The 16,384-nt window shown below is 69.0% G+C and carries 14 protein-coding genes and 1 tRNA gene; 7 read left to right on the top strand and 8 right to left on the bottom strand.

Going from position 1 to position 16,384, the window contains the following annotated elements; translation table 11 throughout:
- The first annotated feature begins 360 nt into the window (after window positions 1–360).
- Complete coding sequence (locus MET9862_RS11225; RefSeq protein WP_142583041.1) at window positions 361–1,482, top strand: acyltransferase family protein; 1,122 nt, start codon at window positions 361–363, stop codon at window positions 1,480–1,482.
- 13 nt (window positions 1,483–1,495) lie between these two features.
- On the opposite strand, the gene MET9862_RS11220 is transcribed toward MET9862_RS11225, so the two are convergent.
- The gene (locus tag MET9862_RS11220) at window positions 1,496–1,759 is read right to left on the bottom strand and encodes a hypothetical protein (protein WP_142583040.1); all 264 of its coding nucleotides are present in this window, start codon (window positions 1,757–1,759) and stop codon (window positions 1,496–1,498) included.
- Window positions 1,760–2,022: 263 nt separating this feature from the next.
- The gene (locus MET9862_RS11215; RefSeq protein WP_142583039.1) at window positions 2,023–2,385 is read right to left on the bottom strand and encodes a hypothetical protein; all 363 of its coding nucleotides are present in this window, start codon (window positions 2,383–2,385) and stop codon (window positions 2,023–2,025) included.
- Window positions 2,386–2,812: 427 nt separating this feature from the next.
- Here MET9862_RS11215 and MET9862_RS11210 point away from each other — a divergent pair, with 427 nt between their 5' ends.
- Together MET9862_RS11210 and MET9862_RS11205 are read left to right on the top strand one after the other, a co-directional pair.
- Window positions 2,813–3,049 (top strand): hypothetical protein, encoded by a 237-nt coding sequence (locus MET9862_RS11210; RefSeq protein ID WP_142583038.1) that lies wholly within the window; start codon window positions 2,813–2,815, stop codon window positions 3,047–3,049.
- A 362-nt stretch (window positions 3,050–3,411) separates the two neighbouring features.
- Entirely contained in the window at window positions 3,412–4,623 is a 1,212-nt protein-coding gene (locus MET9862_RS11205) for a flagellin N-terminal helical domain-containing protein (RefSeq protein WP_142583037.1), read from the top strand.
- Between the two features lie 375 nt (window positions 4,624–4,998).
- Here MET9862_RS11205 and MET9862_RS11200 read toward each other — a convergent pair.
- Window positions 4,999–5,073, bottom strand: a tRNA-Val gene (locus MET9862_RS11200).
- Window positions 5,074–5,382: 309 nt separating this feature from the next.
- Here MET9862_RS11200 and MET9862_RS11195 point away from each other — a divergent pair.
- Window positions 5,383–6,429, top strand: a complete 1,047-nt coding sequence (locus MET9862_RS11195; RefSeq protein ID WP_142583036.1) for a hypothetical protein — start codon at window positions 5,383–5,385, stop codon at window positions 6,427–6,429.
- An 8-nt stretch (window positions 6,430–6,437) separates the two neighbouring features.
- Complete coding sequence (locus MET9862_RS11190) at window positions 6,438–8,594, top strand: glycosyltransferase family 2 protein (protein WP_142583054.1); 2,157 nt, start codon at window positions 6,438–6,440, stop codon at window positions 8,592–8,594.
- A gap of 7 nt (window positions 8,595–8,601) precedes the next feature.
- On the opposite strand, the gene MET9862_RS11185 is transcribed toward MET9862_RS11190, so the two are convergent.
- Genes MET9862_RS11185 through MET9862_RS11170 form a run of 4 tightly spaced genes read right to left on the bottom strand, consistent with a single transcriptional unit; the run spans window position 8,602 to window position 12,032 of the window.
- On the bottom strand, window positions 8,602–9,366 hold the full coding sequence (locus MET9862_RS11185; protein ID WP_142583035.1) for an ABC transporter permease: 765 nt from the start codon (window positions 9,364–9,366) through the stop codon (window positions 8,602–8,604).
- Window positions 9,363–10,280, bottom strand: coding sequence for an ABC transporter permease (locus tag MET9862_RS11180; RefSeq protein ID WP_142583034.1), 918 nt, complete (start codon window positions 10,278–10,280; stop codon window positions 9,363–9,365). The genes MET9862_RS11185 and MET9862_RS11180 overlap by 4 nt, the downstream gene beginning before the upstream one ends.
- Entirely contained in the window at window positions 10,277–11,341 is a 1,065-nt protein-coding gene (locus MET9862_RS11175; protein WP_244612673.1) for an ABC transporter ATP-binding protein, read from the bottom strand. The genes MET9862_RS11180 and MET9862_RS11175 overlap by 4 nt, the downstream gene beginning before the upstream one ends.
- A 4-nt stretch (window positions 11,342–11,345) precedes the next feature.
- Entirely contained in the window at window positions 11,346–12,032 is a 687-nt protein-coding gene (locus tag MET9862_RS11170) for a Crp/Fnr family transcriptional regulator (RefSeq protein WP_142583032.1), read from the bottom strand.
- Between the two features lie 328 nt (window positions 12,033–12,360).
- Between MET9862_RS11170 and MET9862_RS11165 the strand changes: the two genes are divergently transcribed.
- Both MET9862_RS11165 and MET9862_RS11160 read left to right on the top strand, forming a co-directional pair.
- Window positions 12,361–13,269 carry a UDP-3-O-acyl-N-acetylglucosamine deacetylase gene (locus tag MET9862_RS11165; protein ID WP_142583031.1) on the top strand — a complete coding sequence of 303 codons (909 nt, stop codon included), beginning with the start codon at window positions 12,361–12,363 and terminating at the stop codon, window positions 13,267–13,269.
- A gap of 60 nt (window positions 13,270–13,329) precedes the next feature.
- Window positions 13,330–15,192 (top strand): ABC-F family ATP-binding cassette domain-containing protein, encoded by a 1,863-nt coding sequence (locus MET9862_RS11160; RefSeq protein WP_142583030.1) that lies wholly within the window; start codon window positions 13,330–13,332, stop codon window positions 15,190–15,192.
- Between the two features lie 29 nt (window positions 15,193–15,221).
- On the opposite strand, the gene MET9862_RS11155 is transcribed toward MET9862_RS11160, so the two are convergent.
- Window positions 15,222–16,346 carry a hypothetical protein gene (locus MET9862_RS11155; protein WP_142583029.1) on the bottom strand — a complete coding sequence of 375 codons (1,125 nt, stop codon included), beginning with the start codon at window positions 16,344–16,346 and terminating at the stop codon, window positions 15,222–15,224.
- Between the last annotated feature and the right edge of the window lie 38 nt (window positions 16,347–16,384).

Genomic DNA, 16,384 nt, shown 5'->3' with positions numbered 1-16,384 from the left:
ATGGACCCTGCGTCGAGCCGAAGTCTGATGATTGCACTCGGGCGCGGGCACCGGACTTCGTCGGGCCGGTCGGCAGCATTGCTTTGCCGTCTACAATCGAAGGCGCAGAAGCATCTCGCTCAGGTTGCGTCTCTGACAGTCGCGCAAGCCGTATTCTTTCGGTGCGCCGCGACGGGCGTCGGACCGATCCTTTGGTCCGCGCGGAGGAACAGGTGCCCCCGGCCGAAGCGGGATCCGAACGGACCGAGGCCCGACCGGGCAACCCATCCGGACGGTAAGATTACCGGATGGAACGCCTCGACGGCGCGCCGTAAGCAGCGAATCATAAAATGTTTGGATCCGAGAGGCCACTGAGGCACGATGATCTCCTATCGGTTCTTCGGGGCCTTCCGGCTGCTCCTCGCGGTCCTCGTGCTCCTGCAGCATTTCCTGGCGAACATCGCGCCTGAGGCGTGGATGCGCGCAGCCCACCCCTACGCCATCGGCGAAGTGGCGGTCCTGGCCTTCTTCGCGCTCTCAGGCTTCGTGATCTCCGAGGCGATCGACCGCTTCTACGGGCAGCGACCGGTCGCCTTCCTTCTCAATCGCCTCCTGCGCATCGTCCCCCATTTCGTCGTGGCGATGCTGATCAGTCTCGTCGTGCACGGCCTCTTCCTGAAGCTCGGCATCCTGCAATACGGCCGGGACAGCGGCGCCCTTCCGGAGGGTGCCTTCTCGTTCGGCAATGTGGCTCTCAACCTGCTGAGCTTCTTGCCGGCGCTCGATCGTGGAATGACCCACAACTTCCTCGAGATCGCCTGGACCATCCGCGTCGAGATGATGTTCTACGCGCTGGCCTGTCTGGGCATCGCACTGCCGTCGCTCGGCCGCGATCGGATGCTCGGCGTGCCAACCGATGCCGCGGCCGCGACCCTGATTGCCGCGGTGCTGTTTGCCCTCGCCCTGGCGGGTCGCCTGCCCGCGATGTTCCTGTTCGTGCCGCACTTCGCCTTCGGCGTCGCGGCCTATCTGGCTCTGAAGGGAAGCCGAGGCAGCATCCTGCTCGGCGCGACCACGCTCGTCGGCGTCACGCTGACCGCCGTACACCGCGCGTCCGCGCAGGCCTCGGTCGACGTTGCCGAGGCCTGGTTGGTGCAAACCCTGCTGCTCTTCGCGCTGCTCGCCGTGATGTGTTTCGCGGCGACGGTCCGTAGCCGCCGGTTTGCAGGGTTGGACCAGACGCTCGGACGGCTGACCTTTCCGCTCTACCTTTCGCACCAGAGCATCCAAGTCACGGTGCTGTCGGTCGTGGGAGGCGACTCGATCGGAGCTTTCGCCGCCGCGGCGACTCTGAGCCTCGCCACCGCCGTCGCCTTGTCCGCGCTTGTGGACCCGGCAGTCGATCGCTTGCGCGACGTCGTGCGCGGCCATCGCCTGAACGGTGCGGCCCCGGACGCAGCGGAGGCGGCTGTCCGCCGCCCCGCTGGCGCCTCGGCTGCCTGAGCGCGCGGCAAGTCTACCGCAGATAGGCGACCATCATCTCGGCGACGGCGCGCACTGCGTAGGCCGGCGGGCTCTCGCCGCGACGAACCGGAAAGGCGTCGACGATTCTCCGGCCGGCGAGCACTTCGTCGACCTCTTCGGAGAGCAGCCCATCATCGAGCGCGGCTGCACGGGCCGCCCGATCATGAAGGCTGACGCTTGATCTCCCTGTCCCGGGCATCCATCGAACCGCGTCGATCGAATGGGCCGCGTCAACCGCAACGGAACTGTTCAACATTCTCCCGACCCTTCTCTGCCGTACTCCATGAGGACACACATTCATATGTGCCGGTACAGTACAGAAGCGTTCCGGTCGTCAGGATGTTGTGAGTTGATTGAGCCATCATTTCGGTTCCGATCCAATCAACGAGCTGTCGATCGTGTAGGATGGAGGGAATTTAGTTGGTTTTTTCCGAAATGTGCTCCTAAAGTTCGGAGCGCCGGCAGAGCGGCTTTCCTGATATCGAGCGCTGCGTTGGAAGGTTCGATACCCGCCGCCCGTCAGGGCTGCTCATCCTTGGGGCGGGGACGGACGCGGTTTCGCATCATGCGGCCCTCGTAGCCGTCAAAACCACCGGTATGCTCGAAGTGCCGGAAGGACACGCGTCCGGGCGATGGTGGTGCGGCGACCGGCGTGGCCGGTAATCGGTCGCGGCTGTCGATGGGTGCGGCCGGCTGTGTCCGGGCTGACGGTTCCGGGCTCGGCTCGCCATCCTCGGGCTGGCCGTCGTCGAGGCGGATCCTGTAGCCCATCGTCAGGTAGTAGCCCTCGGCGTCCTGGCGCGGAAACCCCATCGCCGAGGGATCACGACCGTAGACCCGGAAGAACTGACGACTGTTCCAGTACCGGACCTCGCGCTGCATGCGATGCTCTCCCGTGCCTCGGAGCGCATCCCGACCGCGTTCCAGGATGCCTCCTCATTCTATGCCCGTTCGGCCGCGCGGTTCGGAACGCACGGCGCGCGGCGCGACCGGCGGAAGGTGCCGAGCCTGCAAAGAAGAAAGGCGTGTCCCGGTCAGGAACACGCCTCAGTTTGGAGTGGGCCTTCGAGAGGAAGGTCCACACCGTCGTACCCCACTGGCATACAGTATGCAAGATCTTGCGCCCTTGGAATCATGGCTTCTTGCACGATGCTGCCTCCCCTTCCCTCTCGGGCGGCACGTCGAGACCTGTCGGCGGGCAAGCGGGATGTGACGGCCTTGTTCAAACGTCTGTCTATGCGGGAGATGTCGCGGAACGCTGCGGCAGCCGCTCCCGCCCGACGCATTCGATCCGCAGGCCGCCGCAGCGATGTCACGCGACACCGTCCTTCCCTTCGCCCTCGCGGCCGGCTTCACCCTGGGCTGCATCGGCATTCAGAGCGCCCGCAAGCACCCCGACGCCGTGACGTTGGTTCTGGTCCTGCTGCTCGGGTTGCTCGCCTCGGCCTATGTCGGCCGGCTCGGTCAGCTCAACCCTCCGCGCAATGCCGACGCGTTGGAAGCGTCCCATGTCTGGACGCCGCTCCTGCTGCACCCGACCCTGTGATCAAGGCCGCGACGCGAGGACGCCGACGCCTCGCGACGCGACCGATCGCGTCGCCCGTAGCGGTTCTTGGCTGTGCTGTGAGCGCCATTCGTGGCGCGCGATCGACACCTGCCGTATCGAGACATGGGCGGGCAGACATCCGCGCATGGGATCGAATTGCCGAGCGCAATCAAAAATGGCGCAAACGATCTTGGTAAACACAGGATCGCTTAAGCATAACAGAGGACTGCAATTTACCGAGATTCCGTTCGGAGGGCAGAAGCATCAAAGCTCCGATTTCAATTTAAGACTCCTGCAAGGGCTGAAATCAAAAATCTCGACTGCCTCCAAAAAGGGGGTTTCAGGGAAAAAGCATCTCAGCCATGTCGTCCGTCTCGCTCACCTCTGCCGTCCGCCAGAACCTGCTCTCGCTGCAGGACACGGCCTCGCTCACCGCGACCACCCAGAACCGCCTTTCCACCGGCAAGAAGGTCTCCTCGGCCCTCGACAGCCCGGTCAACTTCTTCACCGCCCAGTCCCTGTCGAACCGCTCCTCGGATCTCGGCACCCTGCTCGACAACATCTCGAACGGCGTCCAGGCGATCCAGGCGGCCAACCAGGGCCTGACCTCGATCCAGAAGCTCGTCGATTCGGCCAAGTCCACCGCCAATCAGGCGCTGGCCACCCAGATCACCACCACCGGCACCGCTTCGAACGCCTATTCGGCCCCCTCCGCCTCCGCCGGCACCACGATCAACCTGTTCGCCAACGGCACCGCCTTCTCGGCCACCATCGCCCAGAACGCCAGCATCGACGATGCGCTGACCACCCTCAACTCGGCCGCCACCTCGGCGGGCGTGGGCAACATCTTCTCGAAGGACACCGCCGGCACGAAGATCGTCCTGAGCGCTACCGCCGACATCGAGTTCGCGGATACGACCAGCCAGACGGCGCTCGGCTTCACGGCCGGCTCGGGCTCGGCCGTGTCCTACGGCACCACCGGCTCGGCCGTGACGGGCGTCGCCCAGGCCAAGGAACTGACGGTGACGGGCGTGAAGGAGCGCGCGAACCTGGCTGCGCAGTACAACAGCCTGCTCACCCAGATCGACCAGCTCGCCAAGGATGCTAGCTACAATGGCGTCAACCTGATCTCGAACAGCGCCACGACCAACAAGCTGCACATCGCCTTCAACGAGAAGGACACCTCCAACCTCGACGTGCAGGGCGTGGACGCGACCTCGAAGGGTCTCGGCCTGAGCTCGATCACGAAGGCGTCCGGCAACAACGCCAATGTCGGCAACTTCCTGCTCGACGCCGACATCAAGTCGACGGCGAATGGCCTGACCTCGGCGGCCTCGACGCTGCGCTCGAACGCCTCGACCTTCGGCTCGAACCTGTCGGTGGTGCAGAACCGGCAGGACTTCACCAAGCAGCTTCAGAACGTGCTCGATACGGGCGCCTCGAAGCTGACCGACGCGGACCTGAACGAGGAGGCGGCGAACTCGCAGGCGCTGTCGACCCGCCAGTCGCTCAGCATCTCGGCGCTGTCGCTGGCCAACCAGGCCCAGCAGAGCATCCTGCAGCTCCTGCGCTGAGCCCAGGCGCCCCGGTCCGCCGGGGCGCTTCCAGGGGCGCTGCTCACGAAAGCGGCCGGGCTCGTCGCCCCGGCCGTTTTTTCGCGTTCGAGGCCACCCCTGGCGCAACGCGTGGACCACATGCGAAAGGGTTCGCATCGACGATGCTGGGCTCGAAGCATCCCCGTGCGGCGCAGCGCTGTTGGAATGAGGTCGGCCGCGTCCGCAGCCTCCGACCCGATGCCGAACGCGACGACCTTCGACCGCATCAAAAGGTTCGCCCTGTCAAATCTGACCGCGATGTCGAGGATCTGCTGTTCAGGTTCGCTGAACCTGAGAGATGGAAGCAATCTCGCTCCGTCTCTCCGTATGACCATCTGAGCGCTCTGGCTTAGATGGTGGGCGCGACAGGGATCGAACCTGTGACCCCTACCATGTCAAGGTAGTGCTCTCCCGCTGAGCTACGCGCCCGGGCCAGAGCCGCAGCTCTGGTGTGGCGCGGCTATAGCCGCTGTCGGGCGGGGGCGCAAGCGGGTTTGCGAGAAGGAAATGCAGGGATGGCGCAGTCCCGCGATCGGCGCTGCGCGCGCCCGCGAAATGCGCTATGGGCCCACCTTAGAGGACTTCTTGAGGCGGGCCCGGTCGCGGTGCGGCGGGGCCCGCCTCCAGGTCATTGTTTCAACGCGCTCTTTCACGCCGGACCGGTGTCCAATCCGGCCAGGAGCCTTAAGAGAACCGCGCGGGATCGCGGCTCCGGACGAACGCCGCAGCGACAGGGACATGCGCTTCTTCATCGATCTCGACCAAGGTGATCTGATCCGGGGGTGGATCGTGCCCGACAATCCGCTCGCGGTGAGCCGGGTCGTCGTCTCGGTCGACGGCCGGCGCGTCGCCGAGGTGCCGGCGAGCCACACCGACATCACCTTCAAGGAGAACGGCTGGCACTCGACCGGGCAATGCACCTTCCAGCTCACCGAGCAGGAGGTGCCGGGGCTCGCCGGGCTGCCGCGGCTCGATCTGTACGACGCCGACACCAACGTCCTCGTCTACAGCCGCGCGCCGCAGGACGGGCTGGTGCAGCAGCGTCTCGTCCTCCTCAACACCAGCATCCATCCCGAGACGGTTCTGCAGGCCGCCCTGTTCCGCCATTTCCAGCAATGCCATTTCGGCCTCGAGCGGCTCTCCGACGAGATCCTGACGAGCACGCTGGCCTGCCGCTTCGTCGGGTCGGCCCTGCTCTCCGGGGCGATCACGGTGCCGCGCTACGAGGGCTTCTTCACGCCCGATCTCGCGCTGTCCGCGATCCTGGTGCACGATCCTCATGTCGAGATGGCGACGCGGATGCTGTGGCTGAAGGCGCAGGCCGAGGCGGCCGCCGATCCGGCCAGGGGCTGGCGCCTGGGCCGGCGGGCTGAGGCCGCTCTTTTCAGCAAGGATTACGACTACACGGACATCCGCAGCCTGAAGCGCTATTTCCGCATGCTGCCCGAGCCGGCCTATCACCTGCTCTACAATCCGCTGACGCGGCAGCTCGGTACGCGCCTGCCCGACGACCGGCTGAACCCCGGCAATTCCATCGTGGCCATCGAGATCCTGGCGCGCGTCGGCATCGTCGGCCATCGCAGCTATTTCGAGGCCTTCGCCTCGACCCTGTTCCACCATCTCGGCCTGGACGTGCCGCTACCTGTCCCGACCCCGATCCCGGCCGAGACGCTGGCCCTCGCCGAGCGCCTGCGCACGGTGCGGGCGGTGGAGGACATGCTGGTCTTCGACATCGCGATGGCGGATGCGGTGACCGCCTCCCTCGCCAAGGGCTGGGCCGGCTGACCGTGTCGATCCCCGCGATCCTCTCCGGAGGGCTCGGCCCGGCCCGCGCCCTCCCCGTCCGCAGCATCGCGGACGGGCTCGGCCTCGACCTCGCCGCGGCCGGCCTCGCCGGCGCCTGGGTGACGATCCTCCTCACGGACGATCCCGGCGCCGCCCGCAACGCGCGGATCCTGATGAGCCTCGTCGCGGGAACCATGGAGCGCCCCGGCCCACCGCTCGCCGAGGAGGCCCTCGGCGGCGGTCTCTTCGCCTGGACCGGGCGCCTGCCCGAGGACGTGCGGGAATTGCGCATCGCCGGCCTCGTGCCGGGCCGACCCATGTCGCTCGCCCGCATCGAGATCCGCCTCCGCGGCCGGCCCGCGCTGGTGGCGCGGGGGCTCGCCCGCGATCCCAGCCTGACGATCCGCGCCGTCTACTGGCGCAGCCTGGGCAAGCGGGTGCGCGGGCGGGCCTTCCTCGACCGGGCCCTGCGCCATCGCCGCGAGAGCGGCTACAACAGCTGGATCCGCCGCAGCGCCTCATTGAGCGACGCCGACCGGACCCGGATCCGGACGGAGGTCGCGGCCTGGCCCGACGCGCCCCTGATCTCCGTGCTGATGCCAGTCCATGACCCGGCGCCGCGGGTGCTGCGGGCGGCGGTCCGCTCGCTGCAGGCCCAGCTCTATCCGAACTGGGAGTTGTGTATCTGCGACGACGCCTCGCGCGACGCGCGCATCGTCCGCCTGACGGACCGGCTCGCCGCACAGGATCCGCGCATCCGGGTCGTGCACCGTCCCGAAAACGGCCATATCGCCCGCGCGACCAACGACGCGCTGGCCCTTGCCCGCGGCCCCTACGTCGCCTTCCTTGACCACGACGACGCACTTGCCGAGCAGGCGCTGTACGAGGTGGCGCGCACCATTCGCGACGATCCCGGCCTCGTCCTGATCTATAGCGACGAGGACAAGATCGAGGGCCGCGGTCGCCGGTTCGAGCCGCATTTCAAGTCCGGCTTCGACCGGGAACTGCTCTACGGGCAGAACTACATCAATCACCTCACGGTGATCCGCACCGAGGCGGTGCGCAGCCTGGGGGGCCTGCGCCCGGGTTTCGAGGGCAGCCAGGACCACGACCTGCTGCTGCGCCTGACCGAGACGCTCGATCCCGCCCGGATCCGGCACATCCCGATGGTGCTCTACCATTGGCGTGCGGCTGGGGGCTCGGGCACTTTCTCGGACCGCGCGCTTGCCCGGGCAGAGGCGGCGCGTCTGCAGGCCGTCTCGGAAGTGGCGGAGCGGCGGGGGGCGCGGGCGGAGCGCGGGCTCTTCGGGTTCACCCGCATCGTCCACCCCCTCCCCCACCCGGCGCCCCGTGTCTCCGTGATCATCCCGACCCGCGACCGGGCCGAACTGCTGCGCGTCACCCTCGACGGATTGTTCGGCGCCACCGATTACCCGAATATCGAGGTCATCGTGGTGGACAACGACAGCCGCGAGCCGGAGACAGAGGCGCTGTTCGCGCGCTACCGGGACGATGCGCGGCTCGTCGTGGTGCGGGCTCCGGGCCCATTCAACTTCTCCGACCTGTCCAACCGGGGCGCGGCCGCCGCGACCGGGCCGGTGCTCCTGTTCCTCAACAACGACATCGAGGTGATCGAGCCGGGCTGGTTGACCGAAATGGTCTCGCAGGCGGTCCGCCCGGAGATCGGGGCCGTCGGCGCCAAGCTGCTCTATCCCGACGGCACGATTCAGCATGGCGGCGTCGTGCTCGGCATCGGTGGTGTCGCGGGCCACAGCCATCTCGGTGTGCCCGACGCAGATCCGGGCTATTTCGCGCGGATGGTCCTGGTCCAGGAGGTCTCGGCGGTGACCGGAGCCTGCCTCGCCATGCGGAGCGAGGTGTTCCGCGCGGTCGGCGGCTTCGATGCCGAGACGCTAAAGGTCGCCTTCAACGATATCGACCTCTGCCTGAAGATCCGCCAGGCCGGCTACCGCATCCTCTGGACGCCCTTCGCCAAGCTCGTCCACCACGAATCAAAGAGCCGGGGACCCGAGGATACCCCGGAGAAGCGCGCCCGCTTCCAGGCCGAGACCGCGGTGATGCAGGAGCGCTGGGGCGCACAGCTCCGGGCCGACCCGTATTACAACATCAACCTCTCGCGGATCTCGGCGCACTACCGGCTATAGGCACGCCTCAGCGCCGGGCGGTGAGGCGCGAGGCGGCCAGGACGGCGACCGTCACCGCGAGGACGAGCAAGGTTGAGGCCGCATTGATCTCGGGGTTCACCCCGAGCCGAACCTGGCTGTAGAGCCGCATCGGCAGGGTGGTGGCTCCGGGGCCCGAGACGAAGCTCGCGATGACGAGATCATCCAGCGACAGGGTGAAGGCGAGCAGGAACCCCGCGAGGATGGCAGGGGCCAGCAGCGGCAGGGTGATGGTGGCGAAGACCCGCACCGGTCCCGCGCCGAGATCGGCGGCCGCCTCCTCGAGAACGCGGTCGAGCCCGCGCAGACGTGCACCGACGACCACAGCGACGAAGCCGGTGCAGAAGGTCGCATGGGCGATCACGATCGTCAGGATGCCGCGGTCGAGTCCGACCCCGACGAAGAGCAGCAGCAGCGACAGGCCGATGATCACCTCCGGCATCACCATTGGCGCGAAGGCGAGGCCGGTCAGGAGCTTGCGCGTCCGGAAGCGACCGTGTCGGCCCAGCGCGAGGGCCGTCAGCGTGCCGAGAACGGTCGCGATCGCGCCGGCCAGAACGGCGACGCGCAGGGACACCCAGGCGGCAGCGATCAGCGGCTCGTTCGAGAGGAGCGCGGTGTACCAGCGCGTGGAGAACCCGCCCCAGACCGTGACGAGGTTCGAGGCGTTGAACGAGTAGACCGCGAGCACCAGGATCGGCGCGTAGAGGAAGGTGAGGCCGAGCGCGAGAACGGCACGGAGGAAGCCGCTCATCGGCCGGCCTCCCCGCCGCCGGCGTCGCGAAACAGCACGACAGGACCGATCACGATCAGCAGCATCAGGACGGCCACCGCCGAGGCCAGCGGCCAGTCGCGATTCGAGAAGAACTCGCTCCAGAGCACGCGGCCGAGCATCAGCGTGTCGGATCCGCCGAGCAGATCGGGAATGATGAACTCGCCGATCATCGGGATGAAGCAGAGGAGTGCGCCCGCCGCGATTCCGGGAGCGGCGAGCGGCAGGGTCACCGTGAAGAAGACGCGGCCGGGTCCCGCGCCGAGATCGGCCGCGGCCTCCCGCAGGGTGCCGTCGAGACGGCTCATCACCGCGTAGAGGGGCAGCACCATGAAGGGCAGATAGGCGTAGACGAGACCGATCATCACGGCCGCCGGCGTGTTGAGGATCTCCAGAGGCGCCGCGATGAGCCCGAGGCGCAGCAGGCCCGCGTTGAGCAGACCCTCGGGCTTCAGGATCGCGATCCAGGCGTAGACCCGGATCAGGAAGCTCGTCCAGAACGGCACCACGACGAGGGCCACCAGCAGCGTCTGCCAGCGCGTCGGCGCGCGGGCGAGCGCGTAGGCGAGCGGCGTGCCGATGAGCACGAGAACGAGGCTTGCCCCGCCTGCATAGGCCAGGGAGCTCAGGGCTGCGTCCCGGTAGAAGGTATCGAACCAGAGAACCGCGTAGTTCTCAAAATCGAGGGCTTCGAGAAAGCCCGACCAGCCCTCCAGTCCCGCCTGCCAGTCGAGCACGGGCAGGTACGGCGGCATCGCTGTCGCCGCGTCGGACAGGCTGATCTTGAGCGTGATCAGGAAGGGGACGAGGAAGAAGGCGCTCAGCCACAGGAGCGGCGGCAGTCGCACCATCCACGACCGCCAGCCGCAGGAGATGCCCGGGTCCGGCGCGCTCATGCGGGGAGGATCGAGGCCGCTTCCGCGGCGAAGCTGAGATGGACCTCGGCGCCGGCAGGATCCCTCTCGGCGCCCTCCGAGGGGCCGCTGGCGCGAAGCACGGTCCCGTCGGCCATGCGCAGCGTCCGGCCGATGCGGCCGCCGAGAAAAAGACGCTCGGCGACCGTGGCGGGCAGGCCGTGCTCCCCGAGAACGACCCGCTCCGGTCGCAGTGCCACGACCACCGCCGCGCCCTCGGCCAGGGGCTCGGACGGTATGCGCGCCCGGAGAGCGCCGAAGGCCGTCGCGACCGCGCGTGTCGGCCCTGGCTCCTCGGGGCCGAGCGTGCCGGGAATCAGGTTCACGTCACCGAGCAATCCGGCGACGTAGCGGCTCGCCGGCCGCTCGTAGAGTTCGCTCGTCGAGCCAATCTGCACGATCCGGCCGCGATCCATCACGCCGACGCGATCGGCGAGTCGCATCGCCTCCTCCGGATCGTGAGTGACGACCACAAAGCTGGTCTCGAGCCGCCGCTGCAGGGCCCGCAGCTCCCCTTGCGTCTCCTCGCGCAGGGCTCGATCGAGGGCGGTGAGCGGCTCGTCGAGGAGCAGCACGCGCGGCTCGCGCGCCAGGGCCCGGGCCAACGCCACGCGCTGGCGCTGGCCGCCGGACAGGGTGTCGGGCCGACGCGCCCCGAACCCGTCGAGCCGCACGAGCTTGAGGAGGGTCTCGACGCGCTGCGCCTGCTCGGCTCGGCCGAGACGGTCGAGTCCATAGGCGACGTTCCGCGCGACAGTCATGTGCGGGAAGAGCGCGTAGGACTGGAACATCATGTTGATCGGCCGCCGATGCGCCGGCAGTGCCGTGATGTCCGTGCCGTCGAGCCGGATCGTTCCGGTATCCGGATGCTCGAACCCGGCGATCAGGCGCAGCAGGGTGCTCTTGCCACAGCCCGAGGGTCCGAGCAGGCAGAACACCTCGTTCCGGGCGAGTGCGAGGTCGACCGCGTCGACCGCGCTCGCCCCGCCGAAACGCTTGCCCACCCCCTCGAGCCGCAGGAGCGGCGCGGATGATCCGGACAAGACCCTAGCTGTCCTCGCGCAGGGCCTCGGCGACCCGTGCCTCAAGCAGGTCCGGCCTGCGGATGACCAGGGCGCCGCGAGTCCTGTCCACGAGGCCCTCATTGGCCATGGCGGTGAACTCGCGGGTCACCTGCTCGCGGCGGCAGCCGATGCGGGCGGCCAGCACGTGGTGGTAGGGCGGCGGGCTCACCACTCGCTCCTCGCCACCCCCCGCCCGCGGAACGGACAGGCGCAGCAACTCCGCATAGAGGCGGTGCCGCAGGTCGAGCAGCGCGTGCTCCATGAGCCGGGTGTTCAGTTCGCGCACGCGCTTGGCGAGGAGACGCAGCAGGCGGTCGGCGATCGGCTCGGAGGCGAACACGATCTGCCGGAACACGGCGGCCGGAACTACGCAGACCTCGCCGCGGGTGAGCGCCGTGACGTTCGCCGAGCGGCCGACCCCATCGATGGCTGCCAGCTCGCCGAAGAAGGCGCCGCCGCGCATCTCGCCGAGGATGACTTCCTTGCCCGACTGCGTGCGGTTGAGGATCCGGACCTCGCCGGTCGCCAGGAAGTAGACGTCTGTGGAGATGTCGTCGAAATCGACCAGCACCTCGTTCTCGTCGAAGCGGCGCCAGTGGCAGCGAGTCTCGTAGGCGCCGAGCTCGATGCCCGGCTCCTTGAAGAACGGTATGGTGGATAGCCGCGCCATCCCAATCAGCCCCTCAGTCGTTCGCCGGCCCCGCGCGAGCGCACGGATGGGAGCCGGATCGTCGCGAGAGCCCGCCCGTCGCGGTTCGAACGGGTGGGCCCGCACCGTCACGCCGGCAGGCCGGCGTGAGGACAGGGCCGAGCTACGGACAGGATCGTGACGGGCGGCCGGGGCCCGGTCAAGCCGGATCCGCGTCGAAAACGTGGATGGCACCGCGCGGCAACGTGACCGCGCCGGGCTTGTCCGGAGCGGCACCGTTCGGATACCCCCACGCGGCTTTCCTTATCACGGGCCGGGAGATCGCGCCCCATGCCGGCCCCGAGCGCCGATGCCTGATCCGACACTCGAGGCGGCCGCCCAGACCCGGCCGGCCGTATCCGCACGCCAGGGCACGCTGACGGCGGCCTTCGAGCGTTGCGGCCCCGGCCTGCATACCGGCCGGCACGCTCAGGTGCGGGTCTGCCCGGCCCCCGCCGGCCACGGCATCCTGTTCCGACGCAGCCTGAAGCGGGAGCGGACCGCAGACGTGGCCGCCCTCTGGCATTACCGGGAATCGCAGCCTCTCTGCACGGCCCTGCGCTCGCCCGGTGGCGTCCTGATCCGCACCGTCGAGCATCTGATGGCCGCGTTCAGCGCCCACCGGATCGACAATGCCCTGGTCGAGATCGATACCGAAGAACTGCCGATCTTCGACGGCAGCGCGACGCCCTGGTGCGAAGGCATCCGGGCGGCCGGCCGCACGGAACTCGACGCGGCACGGCCGATGATCCGGATTCGGCGCCCGGTGGAGGTCCGGGACGGCCGCCGTAGCCTGCGGATCGAGCCCTGCGGCGCGCTGCAGATCTCCGCTTTCCTCGAACTCGCCCATCTCGGCCCGATGCACTGGTCCGGGATCATCGATCCGGACACGTTCGACCGCGACCTCGCGCCTTCGCGCAGCTTCGGGCGCCTGAAATGGGCGGTGCCGCTCAAGATCTACACCTTCATCACCCGCAAGCCGGTGCTGCGCGGCGCCAACCTTGCGACGACCGCGGGGATCGTCGGCGGCCGCGTCGTGGGCGGCATGAAGGTGCCGGACGAGCCGGTGCGCCACCGCGCCATGGATCTCGTCGGCGACCTGGCGCTGGCCGGGCACCCGATCCTCGGCCATGTGAGCGCAGCCCATACCGGCCACGAGCTGAACCACGCCCTGGTGGCCGCGCTGATGACCGAGCCGGAGGCCTGGGAGCTGGTCTGAAGTCCGGCTCCGCGCCGCCGCATCTTGCCACTGCGCGCCTGCGCGGCCAGAACGCCGACCATGCTGCGCGTCAACGACCTCACCTACCGCATCGGCGACCGCCTGATCCTCGACGGTGCGAGCTTCTCGATTCCGGACCGGGCGCGGGTTGGCCTCATCGGCCGCAACGGCGCCGGCAAGACCACGCTGTTCAAGGCGATCCTCGGCGACCTGCCGGTCGACGCGAAGGCGGTATCTCTGCCGAAGGGCATGCGCATCGGCGCCGTGGCCCAGGAGGCGCCGGCCGGGCCGGAGACGCTGCACGCCGTCGTGCTCGCCGCCGATACCGAGCGCGCCCGCCTGCTCGCCGAGTCCGAGCATGCGGACGGGCTGCGCCGGGCCGAGATCGAGACGCGCCTCGTCGATATCGGCGCGCATTCCGCCCCGGCGCGCGCTGCGGCGATCCTGCACGGCCTCGGCTTCGATGCGGCAGCGCAGGCGCGGCCCTGCTCGGATTTCTCGGGCGGCTGGCGCATGCGCGTGGCGCTCGCCGCGGTGCTGTTCTCGGAGCCCGATCTGCTGCTCCTCGACGAGCCGACCAACTACCTCGACATCGAAGGCACACTCTGGCTCTACGACTATTTGGAGACGTATCCGCGCACCGCGATCATCATCAGCCACGATCGCGACCTGCTCGACACGAGCGTGGACCACATCCTCCACCTCGATCGCGGCAAGCTCACCATCTACCGCGGCGGCTATACGAGCTTCGCCCGGCAATATGCCGAGAAGCGGGCGCTCCAGGCAAAGGCGAAGGCCAAGCAGGATGCCGAGCGCGCCCATCTCCAGAGCTTCATCGACCGCTTCAAGGCGAAGGCCACCAAGGCGCGGCAGGCCCAGTCGCGCATGAAGCGCCTCGCCAAGATGGAGCCGATCGCCGGCCTGATCGACGACGACGTGCCGGTGATCCATCTGCCGAGCCCGGAGAAGCCCCTGTCGCCGCCGATCGTCGCGATGGAGCGGGTGCAGGCCGGCTATCCCGACCGGATCGTGCTGTCAGGCCTCAACCTCAGCCTCGCCCCCGACGACCGAGTGGCGCTGCTCGGCGCCAACGGCAATGGCAAGTCGACCTTCTGCAAGCTGATCGGCGGGCGCCTGCCGCCGCTCACGGGTGAGGTGAAGCGCTCCTCCAAGATGGAGGTCGCCTATTTCGCCCAGCACCAGCTCGATGAGCTGCGCCCCTCCGAGAGCGCCTACGCGCATGTGCGCACCCTGATGCCCGACGTGCCGGAGGCGCGGGCGCGGGCCGCCACCGCCCGGCTCGGCTTCGGCGCGAACAAGGCCGACACGCCGGTCGAGAAGCTCTCGGGCGGCGAGAAGGCGCGCCTGCTGATGGGGCTCGCGGCCTTCCACGGGCCGCACCTGCTCATCCTCGACGAGCCGACCAACCACCTCGACATCGAGAGCCGGCAGGCCCTCGTGGAGGCAATCAACGATTACGAGGGCGCGGTCATCCTGGTGAGCCACGACCGCTTCCTGGTCGAGGCCTGCGCCGACCGGCTCTGGCTCGTCTCGAACGGCACCGTGAAGACCTTCGACGGTGACATGGACGATTACCGCCGCCTCGTGCTGGCGGGGCCGGAGCGCGACGAGCGCAGTTCCGAGCCGAGCGGCGGCAAGCAGGCCGAGGCCCGGCGGGCCGGTGTCGAGCGGCGCGCCGCTCTCGCCCCCCTGCGCAAGAAGCTCGAGGCGACCGAGGCGCGCATCGCCAAGCTGACCGCGGCCATCGCCAAGATCGACGCGGCGCTCGCGGACGGCACGGCCTTCCGCGAGAACGCCGCCAAGGCCGGCGAGATCGCCCGCATGCGCGCCGAGGCCGCGGACGCGCTCGGCGCCGCGGAGGAGGAGTGGCTCGAGCTCAGCGCGGAGATCGAGGCGGCCTGAACGAGGGGCCGTTCAGGCCCCCCGGCCTCTCAGCACACCCGCCAGCGGCTCTCGAATCCGGCCCAGCACAGGGCGTCCTGCGTCCGCCCCTCGATCCAGGCCGCCGCACCGCCGAGCCAGGGAGCGGGCGGACGGAAGCCGAAATGGCGCATGGTCTCGCGCATCACCGCCTCGACCTCCGCCTCGGTCGCAGGCTCGATCGGACCGTCCGCCAGCTCGTTCGGGGCGAGGTTCCGGCCGGGCGCGACCACGGCGTCCCAGGACTGTCCCCAGGCAAGGCGCGCGAAGCGCTCGCGGCTCTCGAAGGTCCGCTCCTCCACCCGCGCCCGGTAGTCGGTGGCGTCGCCGCAGAAGGGAACCGGGTCGAGCCCTCGCGCCCAGGCGGCACGGTCGATCACATGGCCGATCTCGCGCGGATGGCCCGTTGCGTGGCGGTGCAGGCCCAGCCGGCGCAGGCGCCGCGACGCCTCCACCGCCACGGGGCCGGACGAGCGGTTGGTAGCGTAGCCGCGCACATCCTGACCGAGGAGCGGCCCCAGCCGGTCCTGCAGGCCCAGGGCCTCGACGGCGCGGGCGACCAGCGGCGCGTCCGAGCGGCGGTCGGCGAGCGGCACGGCCGTCACCCGCCCGTCTGCCGCCTCGGCCCAGGGGGCGACGAGGCGGCGGTAGTCGAGCCGGGCCGAGCGCCAGTGCAGGCGCAGGTAGTCGCGGAAGCTGCCAGCCTCGCGGACGAGTTGAGCCCGGTGGGCATAGGCCGAGTTCAGGAAGGCGAAGGGCGGCTTCACCATCATCAGCACCTCCAACGCGAAGCCGCGCCGGGCGAAGGCCACCCGCAACGCCTCCGGCACTCCGAAGGCGACGCGCTGCACGGAGAAGTCCTCATAGGAGAGGATCACCGTGTCGGCTGTCGTCGCCGCGAGCGCCCGGTCGAGCCGGTCGAGGGACGCGGCCCGTTCGGAGCGCGGACGGCGCCCGTCGAGGGCCTCGCCCAGCGGCTGGTGGTTGACGTTCGCTTCCCGGGGCGAGCCCGGCGGAGCGAGTTCCGGATAGAGGAGGCCGACCGCCTCCAGATTCGGCCGCAGGGAAGCCAGCACCTCCTGGAGCGAGGTGGACCCCGTGCGGGGCATTCCGATATGGATGATCGCGCGACGCATGCGCCTGAACCTCAAGACCCTCGGCCGTCGCGGCCTGG

Source organism: Methylobacterium symbioticum, assembly GCF_902141845.1.
GTDB classification, from domain to species: domain Bacteria; phylum Pseudomonadota; class Alphaproteobacteria; order Rhizobiales; family Beijerinckiaceae; genus Methylobacterium; species Methylobacterium symbioticum.
The sequence above is the reverse complement of the archived record's forward strand: the minus strand, read 5'-3'. Positions and strand labels throughout refer to the sequence as shown.

Excerpts from the sequence above, each read along its gene's own strand:
- MET9862_RS11225 (WP_142583041.1), top strand. The coding sequence starts at position 361 with ATGATCTCCTATCGGTTCTTCGGGGCCTTCCGGCTGCTCCTCGCGGTC.
- MET9862_RS11220 (WP_142583040.1), bottom strand. The coding sequence starts at position 1,759 with ATGTTGAACAGTTCCGTTGCGGTTGACGCGGCCCATTCGATCGACGCG.
- MET9862_RS11215 (WP_142583039.1), bottom strand. The coding sequence starts at position 2,385 with ATGCAGCGCGAGGTCCGGTACTGGAACAGTCGTCAGTTCTTCCGGGTC.
- MET9862_RS11210 (WP_142583038.1), top strand. The coding sequence starts at position 2,813 with ATGTCACGCGACACCGTCCTTCCCTTCGCCCTCGCGGCCGGCTTCACC.
- MET9862_RS11205 (WP_142583037.1), top strand. The coding sequence starts at position 3,412 with ATGTCGTCCGTCTCGCTCACCTCTGCCGTCCGCCAGAACCTGCTCTCG.
- MET9862_RS11195 (WP_142583036.1), top strand. The coding sequence starts at position 5,383 with ATGCGCTTCTTCATCGATCTCGACCAAGGTGATCTGATCCGGGGGTGG.
- MET9862_RS11185 (WP_142583035.1), bottom strand. The coding sequence starts at position 9,366 with ATGAGCGGCTTCCTCCGTGCCGTTCTCGCGCTCGGCCTCACCTTCCTC.
- MET9862_RS11180 (WP_142583034.1), bottom strand. The coding sequence starts at position 10,280 with ATGAGCGCGCCGGACCCGGGCATCTCCTGCGGCTGGCGGTCGTGGATG.
- MET9862_RS11170 (WP_142583032.1), bottom strand. The coding sequence starts at position 12,032 with ATGGCGCGGCTATCCACCATACCGTTCTTCAAGGAGCCGGGCATCGAG.
- MET9862_RS11165 (WP_142583031.1), top strand. The coding sequence starts at position 12,361 with ATGCCTGATCCGACACTCGAGGCGGCCGCCCAGACCCGGCCGGCCGTA.
- MET9862_RS11160 (WP_142583030.1), top strand. The coding sequence starts at position 13,330 with ATGCTGCGCGTCAACGACCTCACCTACCGCATCGGCGACCGCCTGATC.
- MET9862_RS11155 (WP_142583029.1), bottom strand. The coding sequence starts at position 16,346 with ATGCGTCGCGCGATCATCCATATCGGAATGCCCCGCACGGGGTCCACC.